Here is a 21,549-nt window from a genome sequence, read left to right on the forward strand (position 1 = left end):
CTCGTGTGCCACTGTATAACAGACCGTTCGGTCAGTAAATCGTTGAGGAGCTGCTTGATGACGGAGCTCGCGGAGTACTTCGAGGCGACGATCCAGCGGGGCGACCGGGTCGAGCCGCGGGACTGGATGCCCGACGCCTACCGCAAGACGCTGGTCAGGCAGATCGCGCAGCACGCGCACTCCGAGATCATCGGGATGCAGCCGGAGGGCGCCTGGATCTCGCGCGCGCCCTCGTTGCGGCGCAAGGCGATCCTGCTGGCGAAGGTCCAGGACGAGGCGGGCCACGGGCTGTACCTGTACTCGGCGGCCGAGACGCTCGGCACGTCACGCCGCGAGCTCACGGACAAGCTGCTGGCCGGCAAGCAGAAGTACTCGTCGATCTTCAACTACCCGACGCCGTCCTACGCCGACGTCGGCACGATCGGCTGGCTCGTCGACGGCGCCGCGATCTGCAACCAGGTCCCGCTGTGCCGCACCTCCTTCGGCCCGTACGGCCGCGCGATGATCCGCATCTGCAAGGAGGAGTCGTTCCACCAGCGGCAGGGCTACGAGCTGCTGATGACGATGATGCGCGGCACCGACGAGCAGCGCGCGATGGTGCAGGAGTCGGTGAACCGGTTCTGGTGGCCCGCGCTGATGATGTTCGGCCCGCCCGACGACGCCTCGCCCAACACCGCGCAGTCGATGGCGTGGGGCATCAAGCGCGACACCAACGACGACCTGCGCCAGAAGTTCGTCGACATGTCCGTGCCGCAGGCGGAGGCGCTCGGCGTGACGCTGCCCGACCCGGACCTGAAGTGGAACCCCGAACGCGGGTCGTACGACTTCGGCCAGCCCGACTGGGACGAGTTCTGGGCCGTGGTCAAGGGAGACGGGCCGTGCAACGCCGAGCGGCTCGGGCACCGGCGCAAGGCGCACGACGACGGTGCGTGGGTGCGCGAGGCAGCCGTGGCGTTCGCTCGACTGGAGGAAGAGCTGTGAGTGAGTGGCCGCTCTACGAGGTGTTCGTGCGCAGCAAGCGCGGCCTCAACCACGTGCACGTCGGATCGCTGCACGCGCCGGACGACAAGCTCGCCCTGATGCACGCGCGGGACGTCTACACCCGCCGCAACGAGGGCGTGTCGATCTGGGTCGTGCGCGCCGACGCGATCACCGCGTCGTCACCGGACGAGAAGGACCCGCTGTTCGCCCCGAGCGGCGACAAGGTCTACCGGCACCCGACGTTCTACGACATCCCCGAGCACGTCCCGCACATGTGAGGCCTTGATGATCAACGATGCCGATCTGCTGGTGAACGACGCCCACTGGGCGTTCGGCACCGGTTTCGAGGACCCGCTGGCCGGCGTGGACACCACCGTGCCGGAGGGCGTGGACGCGGCGGGGCTCGCCCGCTACTGCCTGATGCTCGGCGACGACGCCCTCGTGCTCTCCCAACGGCTTTCGGAGTGGTGCAGCCGCGCCCCCGACCTGGAGGAGGACATCGCGCTGTCCAACATCGCGCTCGACCTCCTCGGCCAGGCGCGGTTGCTGCTCGCCCGCGCCGCGGCCGCCGACCCGTCGCTCGTGCCTGGGTTGCCGGAGGGATCGCCGGTGCCCGCGGAGGACGCGCTCGCGTTCTTCCGCGATGCCGGCCAGTTCCGCAACGTCGTGCTGGCGGAGCTGCCGAACGGCGACTTCGCCGAGACGGTCACGCGGCTGCTGCTGTTCAGCACGTGGCGGCTGGAGGTGTTCGAGCAGCTGGTCACGCACTCCGACGCCGTGCTGGCGGCCGTCGCGGCCAAGGGGCGCAAGGAGCTGTCGTACCACCGGGACTTCTCGGCGCGCTGGTTCGTGACGCTGGCCAGGGGGACCGAGGAGTCGCGGCGGCGGGTGCTGACGGCGGTGGACGCGTTGTGGCCGTGGTGGTCGGCGCTGGACGTGCCGGCGGAGGTCGACGTCGTGCTGGAGCAGGTGTTCGCGGCGGCTCGGGTGGAACGGCCCGAGGTACCGGCGGCGGAGGACGGTGGACGCGGGGGTGGGCACACCGCGGCGTTGACCGACCTGCTGGCCGACATGCAGAGCGTGGCGCGGGCCCACCCCAGGGGGCTGTGGTGACGGTGCTGACGAAGACCGGGGAGGGCGCGGCCGCCCTCGCCCCCGACCTGACGCGGGCACGCGAGGTCGCCGAGACCGTCGTCGACCCCGAACTGCCCATGCTCACCCTCGCCGACCTCGGCGTCCTGCGCGACGTCGCCCTCGCGGACGGCACCGTCGTCGTCGACATCACCCCGACCTACTCCGGCTGCCCGGCGATGGCGACCATGCGCGACGACCTCGTGCACGCCCTGCACCGCGAGGGGTTCGCCGACGTTCAGGTGCGCGTCGCGCTGAGCCCCGCCTGGACCTCGGACTGGATCAGCGAACGCGGCCGGGCGGCCCTCACCGAGGCCGGGATCTCCCCTCCGGGACCGGCCCGCCGCGAGGGCCCGGTGCTGCTCGCGCTCAAGCCCACCCGGCGCGCGATCCGTTGTCCTCGTTGCGAGTCCGGCGACGTGGAGCTGACCTCGGAGTTCGGCTCGACCGCGTGCAAGGCGCTCTACCGCTGCCGCGCGTGCCTGGAGCCGTTCGACCACGTGAAGGAGATCTGACATGGCGTTCCACTCGCTGGCCGTGTCCGCGGTCGACCGGGTGACCGACGACGCCGCGGCCATCACGTTCGCCGTGCCGGACGACCTGCGGGACGTCTTCGCGTTCGCGGCCGGGCAGTCGCTCACCCTGCGCAAGGTCGTGGACGGCGTGGAACACCGCCGCACCTACTCGATCTGCGCGCCGGTCGGGCAGGCGCCCCGGATCGGCGTGCGCGAGATCCCCGGCGGGCTGTTCTCGCAGTGGCTGGTGCGGAACGTGCGGCCGGGCGACGCCGTCGAGGTGCAGGCGCCCTCGGGCAGCTTCCGCGCGGACCCCGCCGCCGGGGGCCGTCACCTGTGCATCGCCGCCGGGTCGGGCATCACGCCGATGCTGTCGATCGCGTCGTCGGTGCTGGCCAACCCCGACGCGCGCGTGACCCTGTTGTACGGCAACAGGACCACGAACACCGTGATGTTCGCCGAAGAGCTGTCGGACCTGAAGAACGCGCACACCAGCCGGTTCGACCTGGTGCACGTGCTGTCCCGCGAACCCCGGGACGTCGAGCTGTTCTCCGGGCGGCTCGACGCGGACCGGTTGCGGCAGCTGCTCACGGTGCTGGTGCCGGTCGCCGCGATGGACCACGTGTGGCTCTGCGGACCGTTCGAGATGCTCACCGACGCCCGCGCGGTGCTCGCCGAGCTGGGCGTCCCCGCCGAACGAGTCCACTTCGAACTGTTCTACGTGGACGAACCACCGCCGGCCCTGCGCCACGCGGAGAACGTCGTCGAGGGCGACACGAGCGAGGTCACCGTCGTGCTCGACGGACGCAAGACGACCACACCGATGCGCCGCGACGCCACCATCCTCGACTCGGCGCAGCAGGTGCGCGGCGACCTGCCGTTCGCCTGCAAGGGCGGCGTGTGCGGCACGTGCCGGGCCAAGATCTGCGACGGCGAGGCCGACATGGTCCGCAACTACGCCCTCGACCCCGGCGAGGTCGCCCAGGACTTCGTGCTGACGTGCCAGACGTTCCCCGTCAGCGACACCGTGACCGTCGACTTCGACGCCTGAGATCCAGGAGCAGTTCGTGACCGAGGCCTTCCTCCTCGACGGCGTCCGCACGCCGATCGGCCGGTTCGGCGGCGCGCTCGCCAGGACCCGCCCCGACGACCTCGCCGCACTGGTCGTGCGCACCGTCGTCGAGCGCACCGGCGTCGATCCGTCCGATGTGGACGAGATCGTGTTCGGCGCCGCCAACCAGGCCGGCGAGGACAACCGCAACGTCGCCCGCATGGCCGGTCTGCTCGCCGGTCTGCCGGACTCCGTGCCCGGCTTCACCGTCAACCGCCTGTGCGCCTCGGGACTCACCGCCATCACCACGGCACGGCAGATGATCGCCGCCGGGGACGCGGACGTGGTGATCGCCGGCGGTGTCGAGTCGATGACCCGTGCGCCGTGGGTGACGGAGAAGCCCGGCAAGGCCTGGGCACGGCCCGGTGCCTCGTTCGACACCTCGATCGGCTGGCGGTTCACCAACCCGGCCTTCGACGCCGACACGACGCTGTCCATGCCGCAGACCGCCGAACGCGTGGCGCAGCGGTGGAACCTGACCCGCGAGGAACTGGACGCCTTCGCGTACCGCTCGCACCAGCGGGCCGTGGACGCGCGCAAGAACGGCCGGTTCGCCGCCGAGATCGTGGCGGTCGGCGAGGTCACCGAGGACGAGGGCCCGCGTCCGGACACCAGCCTGGAGCAGCTCGCCGGACTGCGGCCGATCCACGGGCCGGGCGGCGTGATCACCGCGGGCAACTCCAGTTCCCTCAACGACGGCGCGGCGGCCGTGATCGTGGTGAGCGAGCGGTACGCGGCCGCCCACGGCCTGCGGCCGAGGGCGCGGCTCGTGGCCGGTGCGAACGCCGGGGTCGCTCCGGAGATCATGGGCATCGGACCGGTTCCGGCCACGCGCAAGGCTTTGGAGCGCGCCGGGTGGTCCGTCGACGACCTCGACGCGGTCGAGCTGAACGAGGCGTTCGCGTCGCAATCGCTTGCGTGCGTGCGGGACCTCGGACTCGACGAGGAGATCGTCAACGCCGAGGGCGGCGCCATCGCGCTGGGCCACCCGCTGGGCTGCTCGGGCACGCGGCTCGCCGTCACGTTGCTGGGCCGCCTCGAACGCGCGGGTGCCCGCCGCGGTCTCGCGACCATGTGCGTCGGCGTCGGCCAGGGCTCGGCCCTGCTGCTGGAGCGGGTGTGACGGCGCCGTTGCTGGTGGAGGAGCACGACGACCGCGTCGTGCTCCGGCTCAACCGCCCGGACGTCCGCAACGCGATCGACCTGCCGATGGTCCAGGCGCTGCACGAGGCCTGCGCCGAGCTCGAACGCCGCCCCCGGCTCGCGTTGATCATCGGTGAGGGCGGGACGTTCGCCGCGGGCGCGGACATCGCGCAGCTGCGCGAGCGGCGCCGCGACGACGCGTTGCGGGGCATCAACTCCGGTGTCTTCGACCGCGTCCACCGGCTGCCGATGCCGGTCATCGCGCTGGTCGACGGCTACGCGCTGGGCGGTGGCGCCGAACTGGCGTACGCCTGCGACTTCCGCATCGGCACGCCCACGACCAAGATCGGCAACCCCGAGCCGGGCCTCGGCATCCTCGCCGCCGCAGGGGGTTGCTGGCGGCTGCGCGAGCTGGTGGGCGAGCCGCTGGCCAAGGAGATCCTGCTCGCCGGGAGCGTCCTGACCGCCCAGGAGGCGCTGGACGTCCGGCTGCTCAACGAGGTGGCGGACGACCTGGAGGCCGCGGGACACCGGCTTGCCGACCGGATCCTCAAACAGGCGCCACTGGCCTTGCGCCTGACCAAGTCCGTCTTCCACGCGCCGCGCGAGGCGCACCCGTTCGTCGACGACCTCGCCCAGGCCGTCCTGTTCGAGACCCAGGACAAGACCGACCGCATGACCGCGTTCCTCGACCGCCGCAAGGAGTCCCGATGACCGTTCCCGCAACTGTCGGTGTGTACGGCGGCGGCCGCATGGGCGCGGGCATCGCCCACGCGTTCGCCGTGGCCGGGAGCGCGGTGACGGTCGTCGAGACCGAGGCCGCCGCGGACGCCGCCCGCGCCCGTGTGGAGAAGAGCCTCGCCAAGGCCGCCGAAAAGGGCGTCGAGGTCCCCGGCACCGTCACCGTGGTCACCGACCCGGCGGCGCTCGGCGGGGTACCGCTGGTGGTCGAGGCCGTTCCGGAACTGGTCGACCTGAAGCACTCCGTGCTCGCCACCATCACGCGGTCCGCGCCGGACGCCGTGATCGGCACCAACACCAGCTCGTTGTCGATCGACGTGCTGGCCGGTGTCCTGCCCGACCCGTCCGTCCTCATCGGACTGCACTTCTTCAACCCGGTGCCGGCGAGCGACCTCGTCGAGGTCGTGGTGGGGGAGCGGACCTCCGCCGACCTGGTGGCGCGGGCGCAGGAATGGGTGCGCGGCCTCGGCAAGCACGCGATCACCGTGCGGGACTCACCCGGCTTCGCGAGCAGCCGCCTGGGCGTCGCCATCGCGCTGGAAGCCATGCGGATGGTGGAGGAGGGCGTCGCCTCGGCCGAGGACATCGACAGCGCCATGGTCCTCGGCTACCGGCATCCGGTGGGACCGTTGCGCACGACCGACATCGTCGGTCTCGACGTGCGACTCGCCATCGCCGAACACCTCGAACGCGAACTCGGCCCGCGCTTCGCCCCGCCACGACTGTTGCGGGACAAGGTCGCGGCGGGGAAGCTCGGTCGCAAGACCGGAGAGGGGTTCTACGAGTGGTGAGCGCACGTCAGCACGCCGACGCCATGTGGGCGACCGACACCGCGAGCAAGGCGCTCGGCATGGAGATCGACGACGTCGGCCCCGGTTCGGCCCGCGTCTCGATGCGCGTGCGCGAGGACATGGTCAACGGCTGGGACATCTGCCACGGCGGCCTGATCGCCACGCTGGCCGACAGCACGTTCGCGGTGGCGTGCAACAGCCACGGCGGCGTGACCGTCGCGTCCGGCTTCCAGATCGACTTCCTCGAACCGGCCCGCCTCGGTGACGTGCTGGTCGCGGAGGCGCGGGAAGTGGTGCTGCGCGGCCGTTCCGGCATCTACGACGTCACGGTGAGGCGTGGCGACACGGTGATCGCCGAGTTCCGCGGCCGGAGCCGCACGGTGAAGGAGACGTCCTGATGAGCGCGGTGGCGACGGTGACGCTGAGCCGTCCGAGCCTGACCCTGGAGGCGAAGAACGCGCTGCGCGACGAGCTCGCCGCGGCCGCCGCCGACCCGTCGGTGCGCGCCGTGGTGCTCACCGGCACCGGCAAGGCGTTCTGCGTGGGCCAGGACCTGGCCGAGCACGCCGAGGCGTTGCGGCACGACCCCACGACGGCGTTCGCCACCATCGACGAGCACTACAACCCGATCGTCACCCTGCTCGCCACCATGCCGAAACCGGTCGTCGCCGCGGTCAACGGCACCTGCGTGGGCGCCGGCCTGGGCTTCGCGCTCGCGTGCGACCTCCGGGTCATCTCGCGCACCGCCCGCTTCGGCACGGCGTTCACGGGCATCGGCCTGACCTGCGACTCGGGCCTGTCGGCTTCCCTGGCCCGCGCGGTCGGCTCGGCCCGCGCCTCCGAACTGGTCCTGCTCGCCGAACCGTTCGGCGCCGAGCAGGCCGTCGAGTGGGGCGTCGCGGGCAGGCTCGTGGACCAGGCCGAGGTGCTGCCCGCCGCACTGGAGCTGGCCGGGCGTCTCGCCGCCGGCCCGACCCTCGCCTACGCCGAGGCCAAGCGCGCCAACGCCTTCGCGTGGGAACAGGTGCTCGCGGCGGAAGGCGCGGCGCAGGCGCGGCTCGGGGTGACCGAGGACCACCGGGGCGCGGTGGAGGCGTTCCTGGCCAAGGAGACGCCGGTCTTCCACGCCCGGTGAGCGCGGCACTGGGAGACTGCACGGCATGACCACGACGGAGAACGGCGGGACGAGGCGCCGCGGCCGCCCGGGCTACGACCTGGAGACGCTGCTCAAGGCCGCCGCCGAGCTGTTCTACGAGCGCGGCTACGACGGCACCAGCATCCAGGACCTGGCGAACCGGCTGGGCGTCACGAAGTCCGCCATCTACCACCACGTCTCCGGCAAGGAGGCCCTCCTGCGCCTGGCCGTCGACCGAGCGCTCGACGGCCTGTTCGCCGAGGTGACCAAGCTCGACACCGTCGGCGGCCGGGCGGTCGAGCGCCTCGAGCACCTCGTCCGCGGCAGTGTCACGGTGCTGGTCGAGCAGCTGCCGTTCGTGACGCTGCTCCTGCGGGTGCGCGGCAACAGCGAGACCGAGCGCGAGGCGCTGGCCCGCCGCCGCGAGTTCGACCAGATCGTCACGGCGCTGGTGGCCGACGCGGCGGCCGAGGGCGACCTGCGTCCGGACATCAACCCCGCGACGACGACCAGGCTGCTGTTCGGCATGGTCAACTCGGTGATCGAGTGGTACCGGCCGCAGGGCGGTCTCAGCGCCGCCGACCTCGCGGACATGGTGGCCACGGTGGCGTTCGACGGCCTACGCGTGCGCGGGAACTGATTGGCGCTGAACGACGACCACGGCCACCAGGCCGAGCGCGAGGCCCACGGCGGTCTGGACGCCGAAGTGCTCACCGAACATCAAAGCTCCCCACACGGCCGTGACCGGAGCCATGAGGAACATCAGCGTGTTCACGCGGGTGACCCCGGAACGCCGGAGGATGATCCAGTAGAGCCCGTACCCGCCGAACGTCGGCAGCACCACGAGCCAGGCGATCGCGCCCCAGAACGCGGGCTCGGCGGGCGGGACGGAGCTGCCGGTGCCCACGGCGAGCGCGGTGAAGACGACGGCGCTCGTGAGGCAGTGCGTGGTCATCGCCACCGAGGGTGCCACCTCCGTCCGTGAGCGGCCTTCCAGGAACGTGGCCGCCACCAGCGACAACATGCCGAGGAACGGGATGAGGTAGGCCCACCACGCCACCCCGGAACTCGCTGCCGCGTCGGCCCCGGTGACGACCACGACGCCGGCCACGCCCAGGCACAGGCCGAGCCACTGCCGGCGCGAGACGTACTGGTGCAGCAGTGGTCCGGCCAGCGCGCCCGCGACCAGCGGCTGGACCCCGTCGATCAGCGCCGTCGTGCCGCTCGAGACCCCGAGCTGGATCGCGTGGTAGACGGTGAGCAGGTAGCCGCTCTGCGACAGCACCCCGATCAGCGCCTGGCGGCCCAGGTCCCGCGGTGCGAGGCCCCGCCACGCCCTGCTGACCACGACGAAGACCAGCAGGACGACCGCGAGCGGCAGAAAGCGCCACATCAGGACCGTGACGGCGGACGCGCTCCCCGCCCCGAGCTTGGCCCCGATGAACCCGGAACTCCAGCAGAGCACGAAAGCCGCCGAGAGCAGGAAGTTCACCCACCACACCTCCTCTATACCGATCTGTATACCCGAATGACTATACAGATCGGTATACTGGTGGGGTGGTACGACGGATCACGATGACGCCCGCGGCCTCCCGCGCCCTGGAGGCCGCCGGAAGGCTGTTCTACGAGCACGGGATCCACGCGGTGGGTGTCGACCTGATCGCCGCCGAGGCCGGGGTCACCAAGAAGACGCTCTACGACCGGTTCGGCTCGAAGGAGCAGATCGTCGTCGAGTACCTGGCCGACCGCGACGAACGCTGGCGGGTGTTCCTGGACGGGTACCTCGACGCCGCCGAGGGACCTCGCGTGCTGGCAGTCTTCGACGCGTCCCGCGCGTGGGCGGCGCAGCACAGCCCCAAGGGGTGCGGCATGGTCAACGCCCACGCGGAGATCAGCGACACCTCCCACCCCGCGCACCCGATCATCATCGGGCAGAAGGAGTGGATGCTCGCCCTGTTCACCGACCTGGTCCGGGACGTCACACCGGACGCGGAGCGGGTGGGGCAGACCCTCCTGCTGCTGCACGAGGGCGCGTTGGTGGCCAACGGTTTCGGCACGTTCCCGGACGCGATCGGGCACGCCCGGGACCAGGCGGCGACGCTCCTCGCGGCCTCACCAGGGCACGGCCGTCCCGTCCCAGGAGAAGAAACCCCCGGTGGGGCCGTCGTCGGGTAGCAGGGCGAGGCGGACGGCTCCGGCCGCGGCCTCGGCCGGGTCGCCGCCGGCCGCGGCGCGCGCGTTCAGGTCGGTCGCCCGCAGACCGGGGGCCAGCGCGTTGACCTTGAAGCCGGTCAGGGTCTGGGCGTAGAAGACGGTCAGGGCGTTCAACGCGGCCTTGGAGGAGCGGTAGGCGGCCCCGCCGCCGTTGCCGTGCGGGAACTGCGGGTTCGGGTTCGTGCTCCAGACCAGCGACGACGTGCCGCTGGAGACGTTCACGACCCGCGGGTGCGGCGACCGGCGCAGGGCGGGCAGGAAGGCGTTCGTCACCGCCACCACCCCGAACACGTTGGTCTCGAACGTGTTCCGCAGCTCGTCGAGCCCGGTCTCCGCGGGCGGTGCGAGCGACGGCGAGATCCCGGCGTTGTTGACCAGCACGTCCAGACTGTCCACCTGGGACGCCGCGCGGGTGATGCTGTCGTGGTCGGTCACGTCGAGGACGAGGGGGAGGCCGCCGACCTCCTCCGCGGCCAGCCGTCCGCGTCCGGGGTCGCGCGATCCGATGTGGACGGTGAAGCCCTCGGCGACGAGCAGCCGGGCGATGTGCTTGCCGATGCCCTTGTTGGCGCCGGTGACCAGGGCGGTGCGATCGTTCATGCCACCACCGTCCCGCTCGGCGGCGAGCGCTGCCAGGGATAACCTGTACCAGTCGGAGGAGGTGGCATGCCGAGGCAGGAACTGGCCCGCTTCCTGCGGGACCGCCGCGACGCCCTGCGCCCGCCGGAGACGGGCGCCGATCGCCGCACGCCGGGGCTGCGCCGCGAGGAGGTGGCGGCGCTCGCGCACATGTCGGTCGACTACTACACGCGCCTCGAACAGGCGCGGGGCCCGCGCCCGTCGCCCACGATCCTGGAAGGGCTGTCCCGGGCGCTCGGACTCACCCGTGCCGAGCGCAGCCACCTGTTCCGCCTGGCCGGGGCGCTGGCGCCACCCAGCGGGACCGCGGCGAGCGACGTCCGCCCGCACGTGGCGGGGATGCTGGAACGGCTGCCCGCGACCGCCGCCATCGTCACGAACGCGGCGTACGACGTGGTGGCGTGGAACCCGCTGGCCGGGACGGTGCTCGGCTGCGTCGGTGGGACGAACCTCGCCCGGCGCCGCTTCCTGGGCGAGGGCCACGCGTACGAGAGTTCGAGCGCCGAGGAGTTCGGGCACGTCCTCGTCGCCCGGCTGCGCCGCTCCGCCGACCGCTACCCGCACGACGAGCGGCTGGCCGGCCTGCTCGCCGACCTGCACGCCGGCAGCGAGGAGTTCCGGCGGATCTGGCGGACGCGCCCGGTCCACGCTCCCGGTCACCGCGCCAAGACCGTCCAGCACCCGGAGGCCGGCACCCTGCACCTGAACTGCGACGTGCTGCTGGTGCCGGAGGACGACCAGGAGGTCGTGCTGGTCACGGCCGATCCCGGCACGCGGTCGGCACAGGCGCTGGACCGGCTCACCCGGGAAGCGCGTCCCCCGGGAAGCCGTGGCACGGGTGGACCTCGCAGCGCATCATCTCCGCCTGCACGCACGGGTCCCCGGCCATGATCTCCGCGGCCTCCTCTGCGGGGACGGTCATGATCGCGACACCGGCGACGGTGTCCGACACCACCGGGCAGAGGACCGCGATCACGCCGTCGGCGCGCAGCGCCACCATGCGCCGCTGGTGTTCGAGTTCGACCGCGTCCGCGCCGTCCACCGTCCGCCGCGGTCCCCAGTGGAGGATCGCGATGCTGTACGGCTTCGCGGTCGCGGCCAGGGCCTGGATCTGCTCGTCGGTCACGCTCATCGGGGGTCCTGCCCTTCGAGTCGTTCGGCCAGCGAGACGATGATCCCCTCAGGACCGCGGACGTAGGCCATGCGCCACACGCCCTCGTACTCGCCAATGCCTCCTACCAGGCCGTAACCGCTTGCGGCAGCGTGGTCGACGGCCGCCTGGAGGTCGGTCACCTCGAACGCGACGTTGCGCAGGCCCAGCTCGTTCGCCGGTGCGGCGGGCGAGCCGGGCAGGTGGTCGGGCCGCGTGAAGCTGGAGAGCTCCAGGGTCGTGCCGCCCTCCGGCGTGCGCAGCATGACGATCTCGGTGCGCGCGCCGGTCGTCCCGATCACCGTGTCGAGGAACTCGCCCTCCACGGCCATCTTGTCGTCGGCCCGCAGGCCCAGACCGACGAAGAACGCCGTCGCCGCGTCGATGTCGGCGACGGTGATCCCCACGTGGTCGAAACGCCTCACGAACGTCATCGGACTCCCTCCCCGGTTCCCGTGCCGAGGAAGGTAACACCCCCGAGTTCCTTCAGGGAACCCTGATGTCCACCGAGACCGGATGCAACCAGCAGGCCACCGACCGGCCGGCCGTGCTCTGCCCCAAAACGGGCGTCTGCGTGCCGCAGACGTCCATCGCGCGGCCGCACCGCGGGTGGAACGGGCACCCGGAGGGCATCGACCGCAGGTCCGGCGGCGATCCGGCGATGCCCGACAACTCGCGCCTCGGGCCCTTCAGCGCCGGGAACGAGTGCAGCAACCCGTCGCTGTAGGGGTGCAGGGGAGTGCGGTACAGGTCGGCCGACGTCGCCTCCTCGACGACCTGGCCCGCGTACATGATCGCGATCCGGTCCGAGAACTCGACCAGCAACGACAGGTCGTGCGTGATGAACACGACCGAGAACCCGAGGCGCTCGCGCAGTTCGACGAGCGTGCGCAGGATCTGGCGCTGCACCACGACGTCCAGCGCGGTGGTCGGTTCGTCCATGATCACGACACGGGGTTCCAGCGCGAGCGCCATCGCGATCATCACCCGCTGCCGCATGCCGCCGGAGAGCTGGTGCGGGTAACTGTGCAGCCGGTCGGAGGCGATGCCGACCAGGCCGAGCAGTTCGCGGGCGCGGTCCTGCCGGGCCTTCGGCGTCGAACAGGCCGAGTGCGCCTTGAGCACGTCCGCGAGCTGCGTCGAGATCCGCTGCACAGGGTTGAGCGAGTTGATCGCGCCCTGGAACACGATGGCGATCTCGGACCAGCGCAGCCGCCGCAGGTCCGCGTCGCGGATCCGCAGCAGGTCGACGGTCGAGCCGTCGTCGAGGGTGTAGATCACCTCGCCGCCCGCCACGATGCCCGGCGGCGGCAGCAGCCTGGTCATGCCGTAGGCCAGAGTGGACTTCCCGCTGCCGGATTCCCCGGCCAGGCCCAGGACCTCGCCCCGGTGCAGGGTCAGGTCGACGTCGCGGACCGCGCGGACCGACTCGGGGCCGAGGCCGTAGTCGACGTTCAGCCCGCGCACTTCGAGAATGCGTTCCTTCATGACGTCTCCTTGGCGAGCACGGGGGTGAAGCCGACGCGCATCCGCACGCCCCGCGTCGAGGAACGGGTGCGCAGGCGCGGGTTGACGTACTCGTCGATGCCGAAGTTGACCAGCGACAACGCCGTGCCGAGCAGCGCGATCGCCAGACCGGCCGGGACGAACCACCACCACGCGCCCTGGGTGAGGGCCTGCTGCGACTGGGCCCAGTACAGGACCGTGCCCCAGTTCCAGCCGCCCGCGTCGGACACGCCGATGAACGCCAGCGTGATCTCGGAGATGACCGCGAACAGCACCGTGCCGACGAAACCGGACGCGATGACGGCGGTCAGGTTCGGCAGGATCTCGAACAGGATGATCCGCCAGGTCGACTCGCCGTTCGCCCGCGCCGCCTCCACGTAGTCCCTGCGGCGCAACGACAACGTTTGCGCGCGCAGCACCCGCGCGTTCCACGCCCACGACGTCAGGCCGATCACCAGCGCGATCGTGAGGTTGCTCGTCTCGGGCAGCGACGAGGTGATGATGACGATCAACGGCAGAGCCGGGATCACCAGGAACACGTTGGACAGCGCGGAGAGTCCCTCACCGGCCGACCCGCTGAGGTAGCCGGCCGTGACGCCGACCAGCACCGACAGCACGGTGGCGACGACGCCCGCCACCGCGCCGACGAAGATGACGCTGCGCGTGCCCACGAGGACCTGGCTGAAGATGTCCTGGCCCAGGTGGGTCGTGCCGAACCAGTGCGCGGACGACGGCGGCTGCAACAGGTCGTTGCTGCGCGTCGACGGGTCGAACGGCGCGAGCCACGGACCGACGACGGCGAACAGGACGAAGACGCCGAGCGCGACCAGACCGGTGAGCGCCTTGGGGTTGTTGCGCATCAGCCCTCCCTGCGGGTGCGGGGGTCCAGCGCGAGGTAGGCGACGTCCGCGAGGAGGTTCGCCAGCAGCACGGACAGCGTGATGATGAGGAAGATGCCCTGCAGCAGCGGGTAGTCCTTGGCACCGACCGCCTGGAACAGCTGCAGGCCGAGGCCCGGGTAGGAGAACACGATCTCCACCAGCAAGGTGCCGCCGACGATGAACCCGAGTGCCAGCGCGAAGCCGGACACGTTGGGCAGCAACGCGTTGCGGGCGGCGTAGGCGAGCATCACCCGGCGTTCCGGCAGGCCCTTGGCGTGCGCGACGGTCACGTAGTCGTCCGACGACACCGTCACCATCATGTTGCGCATGCTGAGGATCCAGCCGCTGACCGACGAGATCAGGATCGTGAAGCCGGGCAGCAGGCCGTGCTGGACGGTGCTGCCGATGAACTGCCAGTCCCAGTTCGGCACCAGGCCGATCTCGTACGCGCCGGACGCGGGGAAAAAGCTCCCCGGGCCGGTGAGCAGCGCGATGGCGACCAGACCGAGCCAGAAGTACGGGATCGACGAGACGAACGTGGTGACCGGGATCAGCGAGTCCGCCCACGTGCCGCGCCGCCAGCCCACGACGGCGCCCGCGGCGGTGCCGAGGAAGAACCCGATCACCGTCGTGATGCCGACCAGCCCGACGGTCCACGGCAGACCGTCGCCGATCACGTCCGCGACCGGACTCGGGAAGAACGTGAACGACATCCCGAGGTCACCGCGCAGGAGCTGGCCGAGGTAGGAGAAGTACTGGCTCGCCAGGCTCTCGTCCTTGTCCAGTCCGAAGAGGACGTACAGCGAGCGGACCGCTTCACTCGTCATCTGCCCGCGCTGCTTGGTGATGAGCGCCTGCACCGGGTCGCCGGGGATCATCCGCGGCACGAAGAAGTTGATCGTGACCGCGGCCCAGACCGTGAGCAGGTAGAACCCGATGCGCTTGAGGAGGTAGCTCACGACGCCTCCTCCCGGTACAGCCAGCACGCCGCGAAGTGCCCGTCGCCCAGCTCGAAGCGCGGCGGGACCTCGGTGCGGCAGACGTCCATCGCGAACGGGCAGCGGGGGTGGAACCGACAGCCCGGCGGCGGTGCGATCAGGGAGGGGGGTTCGCCGGCCCCGCCGTCCTTCTCCTCCACCGCCGGGCGGTCGGGGTCTGGTGCGGACTCGATCAGCAGTTGCGTGTACGGGTGTGCGGGCTTCTGCGTGACGGTCTCGCTCTCGCCGCCCTCGACGACCTGACCCGCGTACATCACGACCGTCTCGTCCGCGAAGTAGCGCGCGGACGCGATGTCGTGCGTGATGTACAGGATGGACAGGTGCAGGCGCTCTTTCAGATCCCGCAACAGGTTCAGCACACCGAGCCGGATCGAGACGTCCAGCATGGACACCGGCTCGTCGGCCAGCAGCACCTCCGGGCTCGCCGCCAGCGCGCGGGCGATCGCCACGCGCTGCCGTTGCCCGCCGGAGAGCTCGTGCGGGTACCGGTCGAGGTACCGCTCCGCCGGCGTCAGGTGCACGCGGGTCAGCAGGTCCGCGAGCGAGGACTCCAGGTCGTCGCCGCGGTTGCCGTGGATCGTTAGGGCCCTGGTCAGGTGGTAGCGGATGGTGTGCACGGGGTTGAGCGAGGCGAACGGGTCCTGGAAGATCATCTGCACCCGGCGGCAGTACGCGCGGAACTTCCGCCCGCGCGTGAGACCCTTCTGCACGGCGACGTTCTCACCGTGCAGGCGGATCTCGCCCGACGTCAGCGGGTAGAGCTGGGCGAGCAGCCGCGCGACCGTCGACTTGCCGGAACCGGACTCGCCGACGAGCGCCGTGACGCTGCCGCGGCGCAGCTGGAGCGAGACGCCCTCGACCGCGCGCACGGCCTTCTTGTCACGCGAGAACGGTTTGCTGATCGGGAAGTGCTTGGTGAGGCCGTCGGCCTCCAGGACGATCTCTGTCGAGACCGCCCCGGAGACCGCCGGCGCTACCTCGGCCGTCACGAGGCAGGCCTCAGCTTCATGACGATGTCGAGTGCGTTTTCGAGGGTGGGCTGCACCGGAGCGTACTGGTCCTGGTCACTCGGCCAGCCGATCCAGTTCTTGGTGCTGTACTGACCGCCGCCGTTGGCCGCGGAGGTGATGATGACGGGCATCTCCTGCACGAAGATCTTCTGCAGCTCCTGCAGTGCCGCGTTGCGCACCGACTCGTCGGGCGCGTTCGCGAAGTCGTCCAGCGCCTTGGTCGCGGCCTGGCTCTCGAAGCGGCCGTAGTTGCCGTTCACGCCTGCCTCGCCGATCGGCTTGTACAGCGCACCGTCCATGATGGACTGGTAGATGTCGTACAGCGTCAGGCCGTTGTTGGTCCAGTGCATCGCGGCACCGAAGTCGCCGGTGTCGAGGGCCTTGGTCCACGCGTCGGCGTTCTGCAGGTTCACCGTCGCGTTGATGCCGATCTTGGAGAAGTTGTCCTTGATGATCTCCAGGTCGGTGACGTAGTCCGACCAGCCGGAGGGCACGGTCAGCTCGATCGTGACGGGGGCGCCGTCCTTGCCCTTCAACGTGGTGCCGTCGAAGGTGTAACCGGCCTCGGTCAGCGCCTTCTTCGCGCCCTCGACGTCGACGGTCATCTTCTTGTCCTTGAACTGCGGGGCGATGAACGACTCACCGGCCGGCGTGGGGATGCCGGTGATGTTGTCGACCTTCGGGTAGAAGTAGCCCGCCTCGCCCTGCATGAAGATGTCGTCGCGGTTCACCACCATGTTGGCGGCACGGCGCAGCGCGGGGTCGTCCCACAGCTTCGCCTTGGTGTTGAACCAAAGGCCGTGCACGCCGAGCACCGGCGGGAACCACAGCTTGTGGTTCTGCGGGTCCTTGCCGGTGTAGGCGGCCTGGTAGTTGGGGATGAACACGAAGCTCCACTCGGCGGCGCCGGTGGCGAGAGCGTTCGTCTGCGCGTTGTTGTCGCTGTAGGAGGTGTAGCGCAGCTCCTTGACCTTCGGGAGCTCCTGCCAGTACTTGTCCCGGATCGACAGCGTGACCGTCTGCGGCGTGAACGACTTCAGCGTGTACGGCCCGCTGCCGATCGGGTCCTTCAGCGTCTCGGTCGACGGGTTGGAAAACGTCGACCACTGGTGCTTGGGCACCACGAACTGCTCGAGGATCTTCTTCTGGTTGACGAACTGCGACTTCGGGAAGCCGACGGTGACCTCGCTGCCAGAGAAGGAGATGTCCTGGTACGGCACGCCTTCGATGTTCAGCCCGGGGTTGTTCTTGAGCAGCTCGAAGGTGTACGCCACGTCCTCGGCCGTCAGCGGCTTGCCGTCGGACCACGTCACGCCGTCACGAATGGTGAGCGACAGCTTGTGGAAGTTGTCCGACCAGGTGAACTTCGTTGCCAGCCAAGGCTTCGGCTGGTCGGTCACCTTGACCTCGTTCACCATGGCGAGCGGTTCGAAGAGCAACCGCCGGTAGCCGAGCGACGAGGACGCCGACGAGTTGAGGAACGGGTTGTTGTTCTCCGTTTGCGGTCCGTTCGGCATGCCCACGTTCAGGACCCCGGCGGAATTCCCGCCCGAGCCCGGGTTCGTGGCCGAACAGGCGCCGGTGAACGCCAGGGCGGTCGCGGCGACGGCAGCGCAAACACGCCTCATTCTCATGGAAACTCCTTGTTCTCCAACGAAAGCGAGAAGAATCAAGTGAGCGCTGGGAGAGGTTGACCGCGCGTGCCATCGCGGGTGAGGCCGTGGTGGCCCTCTGGTCGCCGTAGAGTAGACGCCTGTCAGCGAGGGCAAGTCAATAACGAACAGGTCACGAACCGAGGCTTATTTTTAGGCGCGAAGTAACTTGGCGCTCATGGTGCGTACACGGGCGACCGTCCGGGACCTCCGCAAGCAGAACCGTTCCGTGCTCCTGACGGCGCTCTTCCTCGACGGCCCGCTGAGCCGCCAGCAGCTCAGCGCGAGCACCGGGCTGAGCGCCGCGACCGCCAGCACGATCACCGGCGAACTGCTCGACGAGGGCCTCCTGGTCGAGGCCGGCTCGGTCGAGTCCGACGGCGGCAGGCCGCGCGTGCTGCTGCGCGTCAACCCGGCGTTCGGGCACGTCATCGGGGTCGACGTCGGCGAGACGGGGATCAAGGTCGAGCTGTTCGACCTCGCCATGACCCGTCTGTCCACAGTGGATCGCCCGCTCGGTTTCGTGGAGCCCGTGGCCGTCAGCGAGCTGATCGCCTCGGGTGTCGGCGAGGTCCTCGCCGCGACGGGAGTGGCGGCCTCCTCGGTGCTCGGCGTCGGCGTCGGAGTGCCCGGCACGGTCGAGCGCGGGACGTCCGCCGTCGTGCACGCGCAGACCATCGGCTGGGACGCCGTCCCGCTGGAGAAGATGATCCGCGAGGCCGGCGTCGAGCCGCCCCTGTTCGTCGAGAACGGCGCGAAGACCCAGGGGCAGGCCGAGATGTGGTTCGGCGCGGGCCGCGGCGCGGGCCACGCGGTGATCGTGCTGGTCGGCTCGGGCGTCGGCGTCGCCGTGGTGACCGACGGCGTGGTGCACCGGGGCGCCACCAGCAACGCGGGGGAGTGGGGCCACACCACGATCGTCTACGGCGGGCGGCGCTGCCGGTGCGGCGTGCGCGGCTGCCTGGAGGCGTACGCGGGAGCGGAGGCCATGCTCGCCCGGTACCGGGAAGCTTTGCGCCGCAACGATCCCGAGGTCGACCAGCAGTCGGCGCTGGAGGCCCTGCTCTCGTCGCGCTCGGCCGTCGCCCGCCGGGTGGTGGACGAGTCGGTGGGCTACCTGGGTGCCGGCATCGCCAACCTGGTGAACCTGTTCAACCCGGAGCGGGTCGTCCTCGGCGGCTGGGCGGGCCTCGTCCTCGGGGCGCGGAAGCTGGACGAGATCGTGGCGGCCACCGCGGACCACGCGCTGCGGCACCCGTACGGGCGGGTGCGGATCGAGTTGGGGCGGACGGGGCCGGACGCGGTGGCGGTGGGCGCGGCGACGTTGCCGGTGGCGGCGTTGCTGGACTCCGGGGCGGACCCGCGATCGGCACGGGTTTCGGGGTTCTGACGCGGTTTCGCCGGTCAGGACGCTGACCAGCGGTTTGCCGCCTGGGCGCCCAGGTCGGGGCCTCCACGTCTCCCGTCCCCCGCGCGCGACCTCACGCCAGAAAGCCGCCTTCCGACGCATTGACAGCGGCGTCCTGCACCCCGACTCTTTGGAGAGCGCTCTCCAAGGAGGTTTCCCGGTGCACGACGACCACGAGCTGGTCCGCCTGGTCGGCAAGCTCGACCTGCCCGCGAAGGTGCGGCTGCTGGCGGGCGGAACGGTCTGGCAGAGCTGCGCCGAGCCGCTGGTCGGTCTGCGTGCGATGACGTTCTCCGACGGTCCGGCGGGCGTCCGCGGCCCCGGCTGGGACGAACGCCGCACGTCACTGGCCCTGCCGTCACCGTCCGCCCTCGGCGCGACGTGGGACGAGGACCTCGTCGAGCGGCTGGGCGGCCTGCTGGCTGCCGAGGCGCGGCGCAAGGACGTGGACGTGCTGCTCGCACCGGTGCTCAACCTGCACCGCACGCCCTACGGCGGGCGCCACTTCGAGTGCTTCTCCGAGGACCCCCTGCTCACGGCGAGGCTGGGCGTCGCGTACGTGCGCGGTGTGCAGGCCGGCGGCGTCGCCGCCACGCCGAAGCACTTCGTCGCCAACGAGACCGAGACCGACCGCCTCACCCACGACGTGCTGGTCGGCGAGCGAGCCCTGCGCGAGGTGTACCTGGCCCCGTTCGAGGCGGCCGTCCAGGCGGGCGCGTGGGCGGTGATGTCGGCCTACAACGCGGTGAACGGCCACTCGATGTCGGAGAGCCCGCTGCTCACGAGCCCTTTGAAGGACGAGTGGGGCTTCGACGGCCTGGTGGTGTCGGACTGGGGCGCGGTGCGGACGACCGTCGCGTCGGCGGTGTCCGGGCAGGACCTGTCGATGCCGGGGCCCTGGGGGCCGTGGGGGGAGCGGCTGGTCGCGGCGGTCGAGGCCGGGGAGGTGCCGGAGGCGCTGGTCGACGACAAGGTGCTCCGGCTGCTGCGGCTGGCCGCGCGGGTCGGGGCGCTGGAGGGGGCGGACCCAGTCGCGCTGTCTGGGGCGGCAGGTGCGAGCTCCGCCGAGTCGCCGGACGCCGACGCGCGCCTCCTGCGCGAGGCGGTCTCCGCCAGCACGGTCCTCCTGCACAACAACGGCGTCCTGCCCCTCGCCCCAGGCCTGAGCACCGCGGTCATCGGCCCCGGCGCGACCGCCGCGCGCGTCCAGGGCGGCGGCAGCTCCGGTCTGTACCCGTCCGCCGAGAACTCCCTGCTCGACGCCCTCACCCGGCGGACCGAGACCGTGCACGCGCCCGGCCCCCGCATCGACGACCGGCCGACGCCGGTCGACGCGCCCGTGCTGGTGCGCGTGCTCGGCGCGGACGACGAGGTGCTGTTCCGCGAGCACCGGCTGACCGGCCGCATCCTCGAGACCCGGGAGGTGCCGGGCGCGGAGGTGCTGGAGATCAGCACCGCCCTGCACGTCACGCGGACCGGGGCGTGGCGGCTCGCGGTCGCGGGGTACGGGCGGCTGACGCTGGACGTCGACGGCGTGCGGGTGCTTGACGTCGTGCAGCCCGTCGACACCGACGACCCCGCCGTCAAGCACCTTCGGCCGCCGCACCACGACGTCGAGGTGCCGCTCACCGAGGGGACCGTCGTGGAGGTGGTGGCCCGCCGCGAGCTGGGCGAGGACACCGGCATGGCGTCGATGCTCGCCGCCGATCCGCCGCCGCCCGCACACGACGAGTTCGCGGCCGCGGTCGAGGCGGCGAAGAGGTGTGACGTCGCGGTGGTCGTCGTCAGCACCACGGACGCGATCGAGAGCGAAGGGCGCGACCGGGACACCCTCGCGTTGCCGGGTGGGCAGGACGCGCTGGTCGGCGCGGTGTGCGCGGTGAACCCGAACACCGTCGTCGTGGTCAACTCGGGTGGTCCGGTGCTGCTGCCGTGGCGCGGGCAGGCCGCGGCCGTGCTGCTGACGTGGTTCCCGGGGCAGGAGGGCGGCGGCGGTCTCGCGGACGTGCTGTTCGGTGATCGCGAACCCGGCGGGCGGCTGCCGACGACGTGGCCCGCCGAGGAAGCCGACGTGCCGGTGAAGGACTACCTGCCGGTCGCTCAGAAGCTGCCGTACGGGGAAGGTCTCGACGTCGGCTACCGGGCTTGGGCGGCGACGGACGTCGCGCCCGCGTACTGGTTCGGCCACGGACTCGGCTACACCACCTGGGACTACGAGGAAGCACGGGTCGAGCGCGACGTCGTCCGGGTCCGGGTGCGCAACACCGGGCACCGGCCCGGACGCGAGGTCGTGCAGGTCTACCTGTCCCGGCCGGACAGCGCCGTGGTCAGACCGGCGCGGTGGCTGGCGGGGTTCGCGGCCGTGACCGCCGGACCGGGGGAGAGCGTGGAGGCGGTGGTCGAGATCCCGCAGCGGGCCATCAGCCACTGGGTGGGGGAGTGGGTGGTCGAACCCGGTGCGTTCACCGTGCTGGCGGGCCCCAACGCCGGTGACACACGTCTGCGGCTCGAGCGGGAGAACGCTCTCCTGTCGTGGTGAAACG

General features: G+C 71.1%; 24 protein-coding genes. 15 read left to right on the top strand and 9 right to left on the bottom strand.

Annotated features, from left to right (window positions below; all coding sequences use genetic code 11):
• Window positions 1–57 precede the first annotated feature (57 nt).
• From paaA to ND450_RS01995, 11 genes are read left to right on the top strand one after another with little or no spacing between them, the layout of a single operon-like run.
• A complete protein-coding gene (gene paaA, locus ND450_RS01945; RefSeq protein ID WP_253324439.1) occupies window positions 58–981 on the top strand; it encodes a 1,2-phenylacetyl-CoA epoxidase subunit PaaA in 924 nt (307 codons plus the stop codon).
• Window positions 978–1,259 carry a 1,2-phenylacetyl-CoA epoxidase subunit PaaB gene (gene paaB, locus ND450_RS01950; protein ID WP_089916069.1) on the top strand — a complete coding sequence of 94 codons (282 nt, stop codon included), beginning with the start codon at window positions 978–980 and terminating at the stop codon, window positions 1,257–1,259. Before paaA ends, paaB begins: the two co-directional genes overlap by 4 nt.
• 7 nt (window positions 1,260–1,266) lie before the next feature.
• A complete protein-coding gene (gene paaC, locus ND450_RS01955) occupies window positions 1,267–2,094 on the top strand; it encodes a 1,2-phenylacetyl-CoA epoxidase subunit PaaC (RefSeq protein WP_253324440.1) in 828 nt (275 codons plus the stop codon).
• Between the two features lie 47 nt (window positions 2,095–2,141).
• A complete protein-coding gene (gene paaD, locus ND450_RS01960; RefSeq protein ID WP_256557544.1) occupies window positions 2,142–2,627 on the top strand; it encodes a 1,2-phenylacetyl-CoA epoxidase subunit PaaD in 486 nt (161 codons plus the stop codon).
• 1 nt (window position 2,628) lies between these two features.
• A complete protein-coding gene (paaE, locus tag ND450_RS01965; RefSeq protein WP_253324441.1) occupies window positions 2,629–3,678 on the top strand; it encodes a 1,2-phenylacetyl-CoA epoxidase subunit PaaE in 1,050 nt (349 codons plus the stop codon).
• A 16-nt stretch (window positions 3,679–3,694) separates the two neighbouring features.
• Window positions 3,695–4,861: a thiolase family protein gene (locus tag ND450_RS01970; protein ID WP_253324442.1), complete on the top strand. Its 1,167-nt coding sequence runs from the start codon at window positions 3,695–3,697 to the stop codon at window positions 4,859–4,861.
• A complete protein-coding gene (locus ND450_RS01975) occupies window positions 4,858–5,595 on the top strand; it encodes an enoyl-CoA hydratase/isomerase family protein (protein WP_253324443.1) in 738 nt (245 codons plus the stop codon). Before ND450_RS01970 ends, ND450_RS01975 begins: the two co-directional genes overlap by 4 nt.
• Window positions 5,592–6,413 carry a 3-hydroxyacyl-CoA dehydrogenase family protein gene (locus ND450_RS01980; RefSeq protein WP_253324444.1) on the top strand — a complete coding sequence of 274 codons (822 nt, stop codon included), beginning with the start codon at window positions 5,592–5,594 and terminating at the stop codon, window positions 6,411–6,413. The genes ND450_RS01975 and ND450_RS01980 overlap by 4 nt, the downstream gene beginning before the upstream one ends.
• A 23-nt stretch (window positions 6,414–6,436) precedes the next feature.
• Complete coding sequence (gene paaI, locus ND450_RS01985; RefSeq protein WP_253327842.1) at window positions 6,437–6,811, top strand: hydroxyphenylacetyl-CoA thioesterase PaaI; 375 nt, start codon at window positions 6,437–6,439, stop codon at window positions 6,809–6,811.
• Window positions 6,811–7,548, top strand: coding sequence for an enoyl-CoA hydratase/isomerase family protein (locus ND450_RS01990; RefSeq protein WP_253324445.1), 738 nt, complete (start codon window positions 6,811–6,813; stop codon window positions 7,546–7,548). Before paaI ends, ND450_RS01990 begins: the two co-directional genes overlap by 1 nt.
• 25 nt (window positions 7,549–7,573) lie before the next feature.
• Window positions 7,574–8,188, top strand: coding sequence for a TetR/AcrR family transcriptional regulator (locus ND450_RS01995; protein WP_089916048.1), 615 nt, complete (start codon window positions 7,574–7,576; stop codon window positions 8,186–8,188).
• On the opposite strand, the gene ND450_RS02000 is transcribed toward ND450_RS01995, so the two are convergent.
• The gene (locus ND450_RS02000; protein WP_253324446.1) at window positions 8,168–9,040 is read right to left on the bottom strand and encodes a DMT family transporter; all 873 of its coding nucleotides are present in this window, start codon (window positions 9,038–9,040) and stop codon (window positions 8,168–8,170) included. The genes ND450_RS01995 and ND450_RS02000 overlap by 21 nt on opposite strands.
• A 65-nt stretch (window positions 9,041–9,105) precedes the next feature.
• Between ND450_RS02000 and ND450_RS02005 the strand changes: the two genes are divergently transcribed.
• Window positions 9,106–9,723, top strand: coding sequence for a TetR/AcrR family transcriptional regulator (locus ND450_RS02005; RefSeq protein ID WP_253324447.1), 618 nt, complete (start codon window positions 9,106–9,108; stop codon window positions 9,721–9,723).
• On the opposite strand, the gene ND450_RS02010 is transcribed toward ND450_RS02005, so the two are convergent.
• Window positions 9,661–10,362, bottom strand: a complete 702-nt coding sequence (locus ND450_RS02010) for an SDR family oxidoreductase (RefSeq protein WP_253324448.1) — start codon at window positions 10,360–10,362, stop codon at window positions 9,661–9,663. The two genes, ND450_RS02005 and ND450_RS02010, sit on opposite strands and share 63 nt — an antisense overlap.
• Before the next feature lie 66 nt (window positions 10,363–10,428).
• On the opposite strand from ND450_RS02010, the gene ND450_RS02015 reads away from it, so the two are divergent.
• Window positions 10,429–11,292 (top strand): helix-turn-helix transcriptional regulator, encoded by an 864-nt coding sequence (locus ND450_RS02015; protein WP_253324449.1) that lies wholly within the window; start codon window positions 10,429–10,431, stop codon window positions 11,290–11,292.
• Here the strand turns inward: ND450_RS02015 and ND450_RS02020 are convergent.
• Genes ND450_RS02020 through ND450_RS02055 form a run of 7 tightly spaced genes read right to left on the bottom strand, consistent with a single transcriptional unit; the run spans window position 11,201 to window position 17,574 of the window.
• Window positions 11,201–11,533: a hypothetical protein gene (locus ND450_RS02020; protein WP_253324450.1), complete on the bottom strand. Its 333-nt coding sequence runs from the start codon at window positions 11,531–11,533 to the stop codon at window positions 11,201–11,203. The genes ND450_RS02015 and ND450_RS02020 overlap by 92 nt on opposite strands.
• Window positions 11,530–11,985 carry a VOC family protein gene (locus ND450_RS02025; RefSeq protein WP_253324451.1) on the bottom strand — a complete coding sequence of 152 codons (456 nt, stop codon included), beginning with the start codon at window positions 11,983–11,985 and terminating at the stop codon, window positions 11,530–11,532. The genes ND450_RS02020 and ND450_RS02025 overlap by 4 nt, the downstream gene beginning before the upstream one ends.
• 52 nt (window positions 11,986–12,037) lie before the next feature.
• Entirely contained in the window at window positions 12,038–13,039 is a 1,002-nt protein-coding gene (locus ND450_RS02030; protein ID WP_253324452.1) for an ABC transporter ATP-binding protein, read from the bottom strand.
• Window positions 13,036–13,917 carry an ABC transporter permease gene (locus ND450_RS02035; RefSeq protein ID WP_089916028.1) on the bottom strand — a complete coding sequence of 294 codons (882 nt, stop codon included), beginning with the start codon at window positions 13,915–13,917 and terminating at the stop codon, window positions 13,036–13,038. The genes ND450_RS02030 and ND450_RS02035 overlap by 4 nt, the downstream gene beginning before the upstream one ends.
• On the bottom strand, window positions 13,917–14,897 hold the full coding sequence (locus tag ND450_RS02040) for an ABC transporter permease (protein ID WP_089916026.1): 981 nt from the start codon (window positions 14,895–14,897) through the stop codon (window positions 13,917–13,919). The genes ND450_RS02035 and ND450_RS02040 overlap by 1 nt, the downstream gene beginning before the upstream one ends.
• Window positions 14,894–15,925, bottom strand: a complete 1,032-nt coding sequence (locus ND450_RS45945) for an ABC transporter ATP-binding protein (RefSeq protein ID WP_371927628.1) — start codon at window positions 15,923–15,925, stop codon at window positions 14,894–14,896. The genes ND450_RS02040 and ND450_RS45945 overlap by 4 nt, the downstream gene beginning before the upstream one ends.
• Window positions 15,922–17,574: an ABC transporter substrate-binding protein gene (locus ND450_RS02055; protein ID WP_253324453.1), complete on the bottom strand. Its 1,653-nt coding sequence runs from the start codon at window positions 17,572–17,574 to the stop codon at window positions 15,922–15,924. Before ND450_RS02055 ends, ND450_RS45945 begins: the two co-directional genes overlap by 4 nt.
• A 202-nt stretch (window positions 17,575–17,776) precedes the next feature.
• Between ND450_RS02055 and ND450_RS02060 the strand changes: the two genes are divergently transcribed.
• Together ND450_RS02060 and ND450_RS02065 are read left to right on the top strand one after the other, a co-directional pair.
• Window positions 17,777–18,988 carry an ROK family transcriptional regulator gene (locus ND450_RS02060; protein ID WP_253324454.1) on the top strand — a complete coding sequence of 404 codons (1,212 nt, stop codon included), beginning with the start codon at window positions 17,777–17,779 and terminating at the stop codon, window positions 18,986–18,988.
• Window positions 18,989–19,166: 178 nt separating this feature from the next.
• Window positions 19,167–21,545: a glycoside hydrolase family 3 C-terminal domain-containing protein gene (locus tag ND450_RS02065; RefSeq protein ID WP_253324455.1), complete on the top strand. Its 2,379-nt coding sequence runs from the start codon at window positions 19,167–19,169 to the stop codon at window positions 21,543–21,545.
• The last annotated feature ends 4 nt before the right edge of the window (window positions 21,546–21,549 follow it).

The organism is Lentzea sp. HUAS12, from assembly GCF_024125735.1.
GTDB classification, from domain to species: Bacteria; Actinomycetota; Actinomycetes; order Mycobacteriales; family Pseudonocardiaceae; genus Lentzea; species Lentzea albida.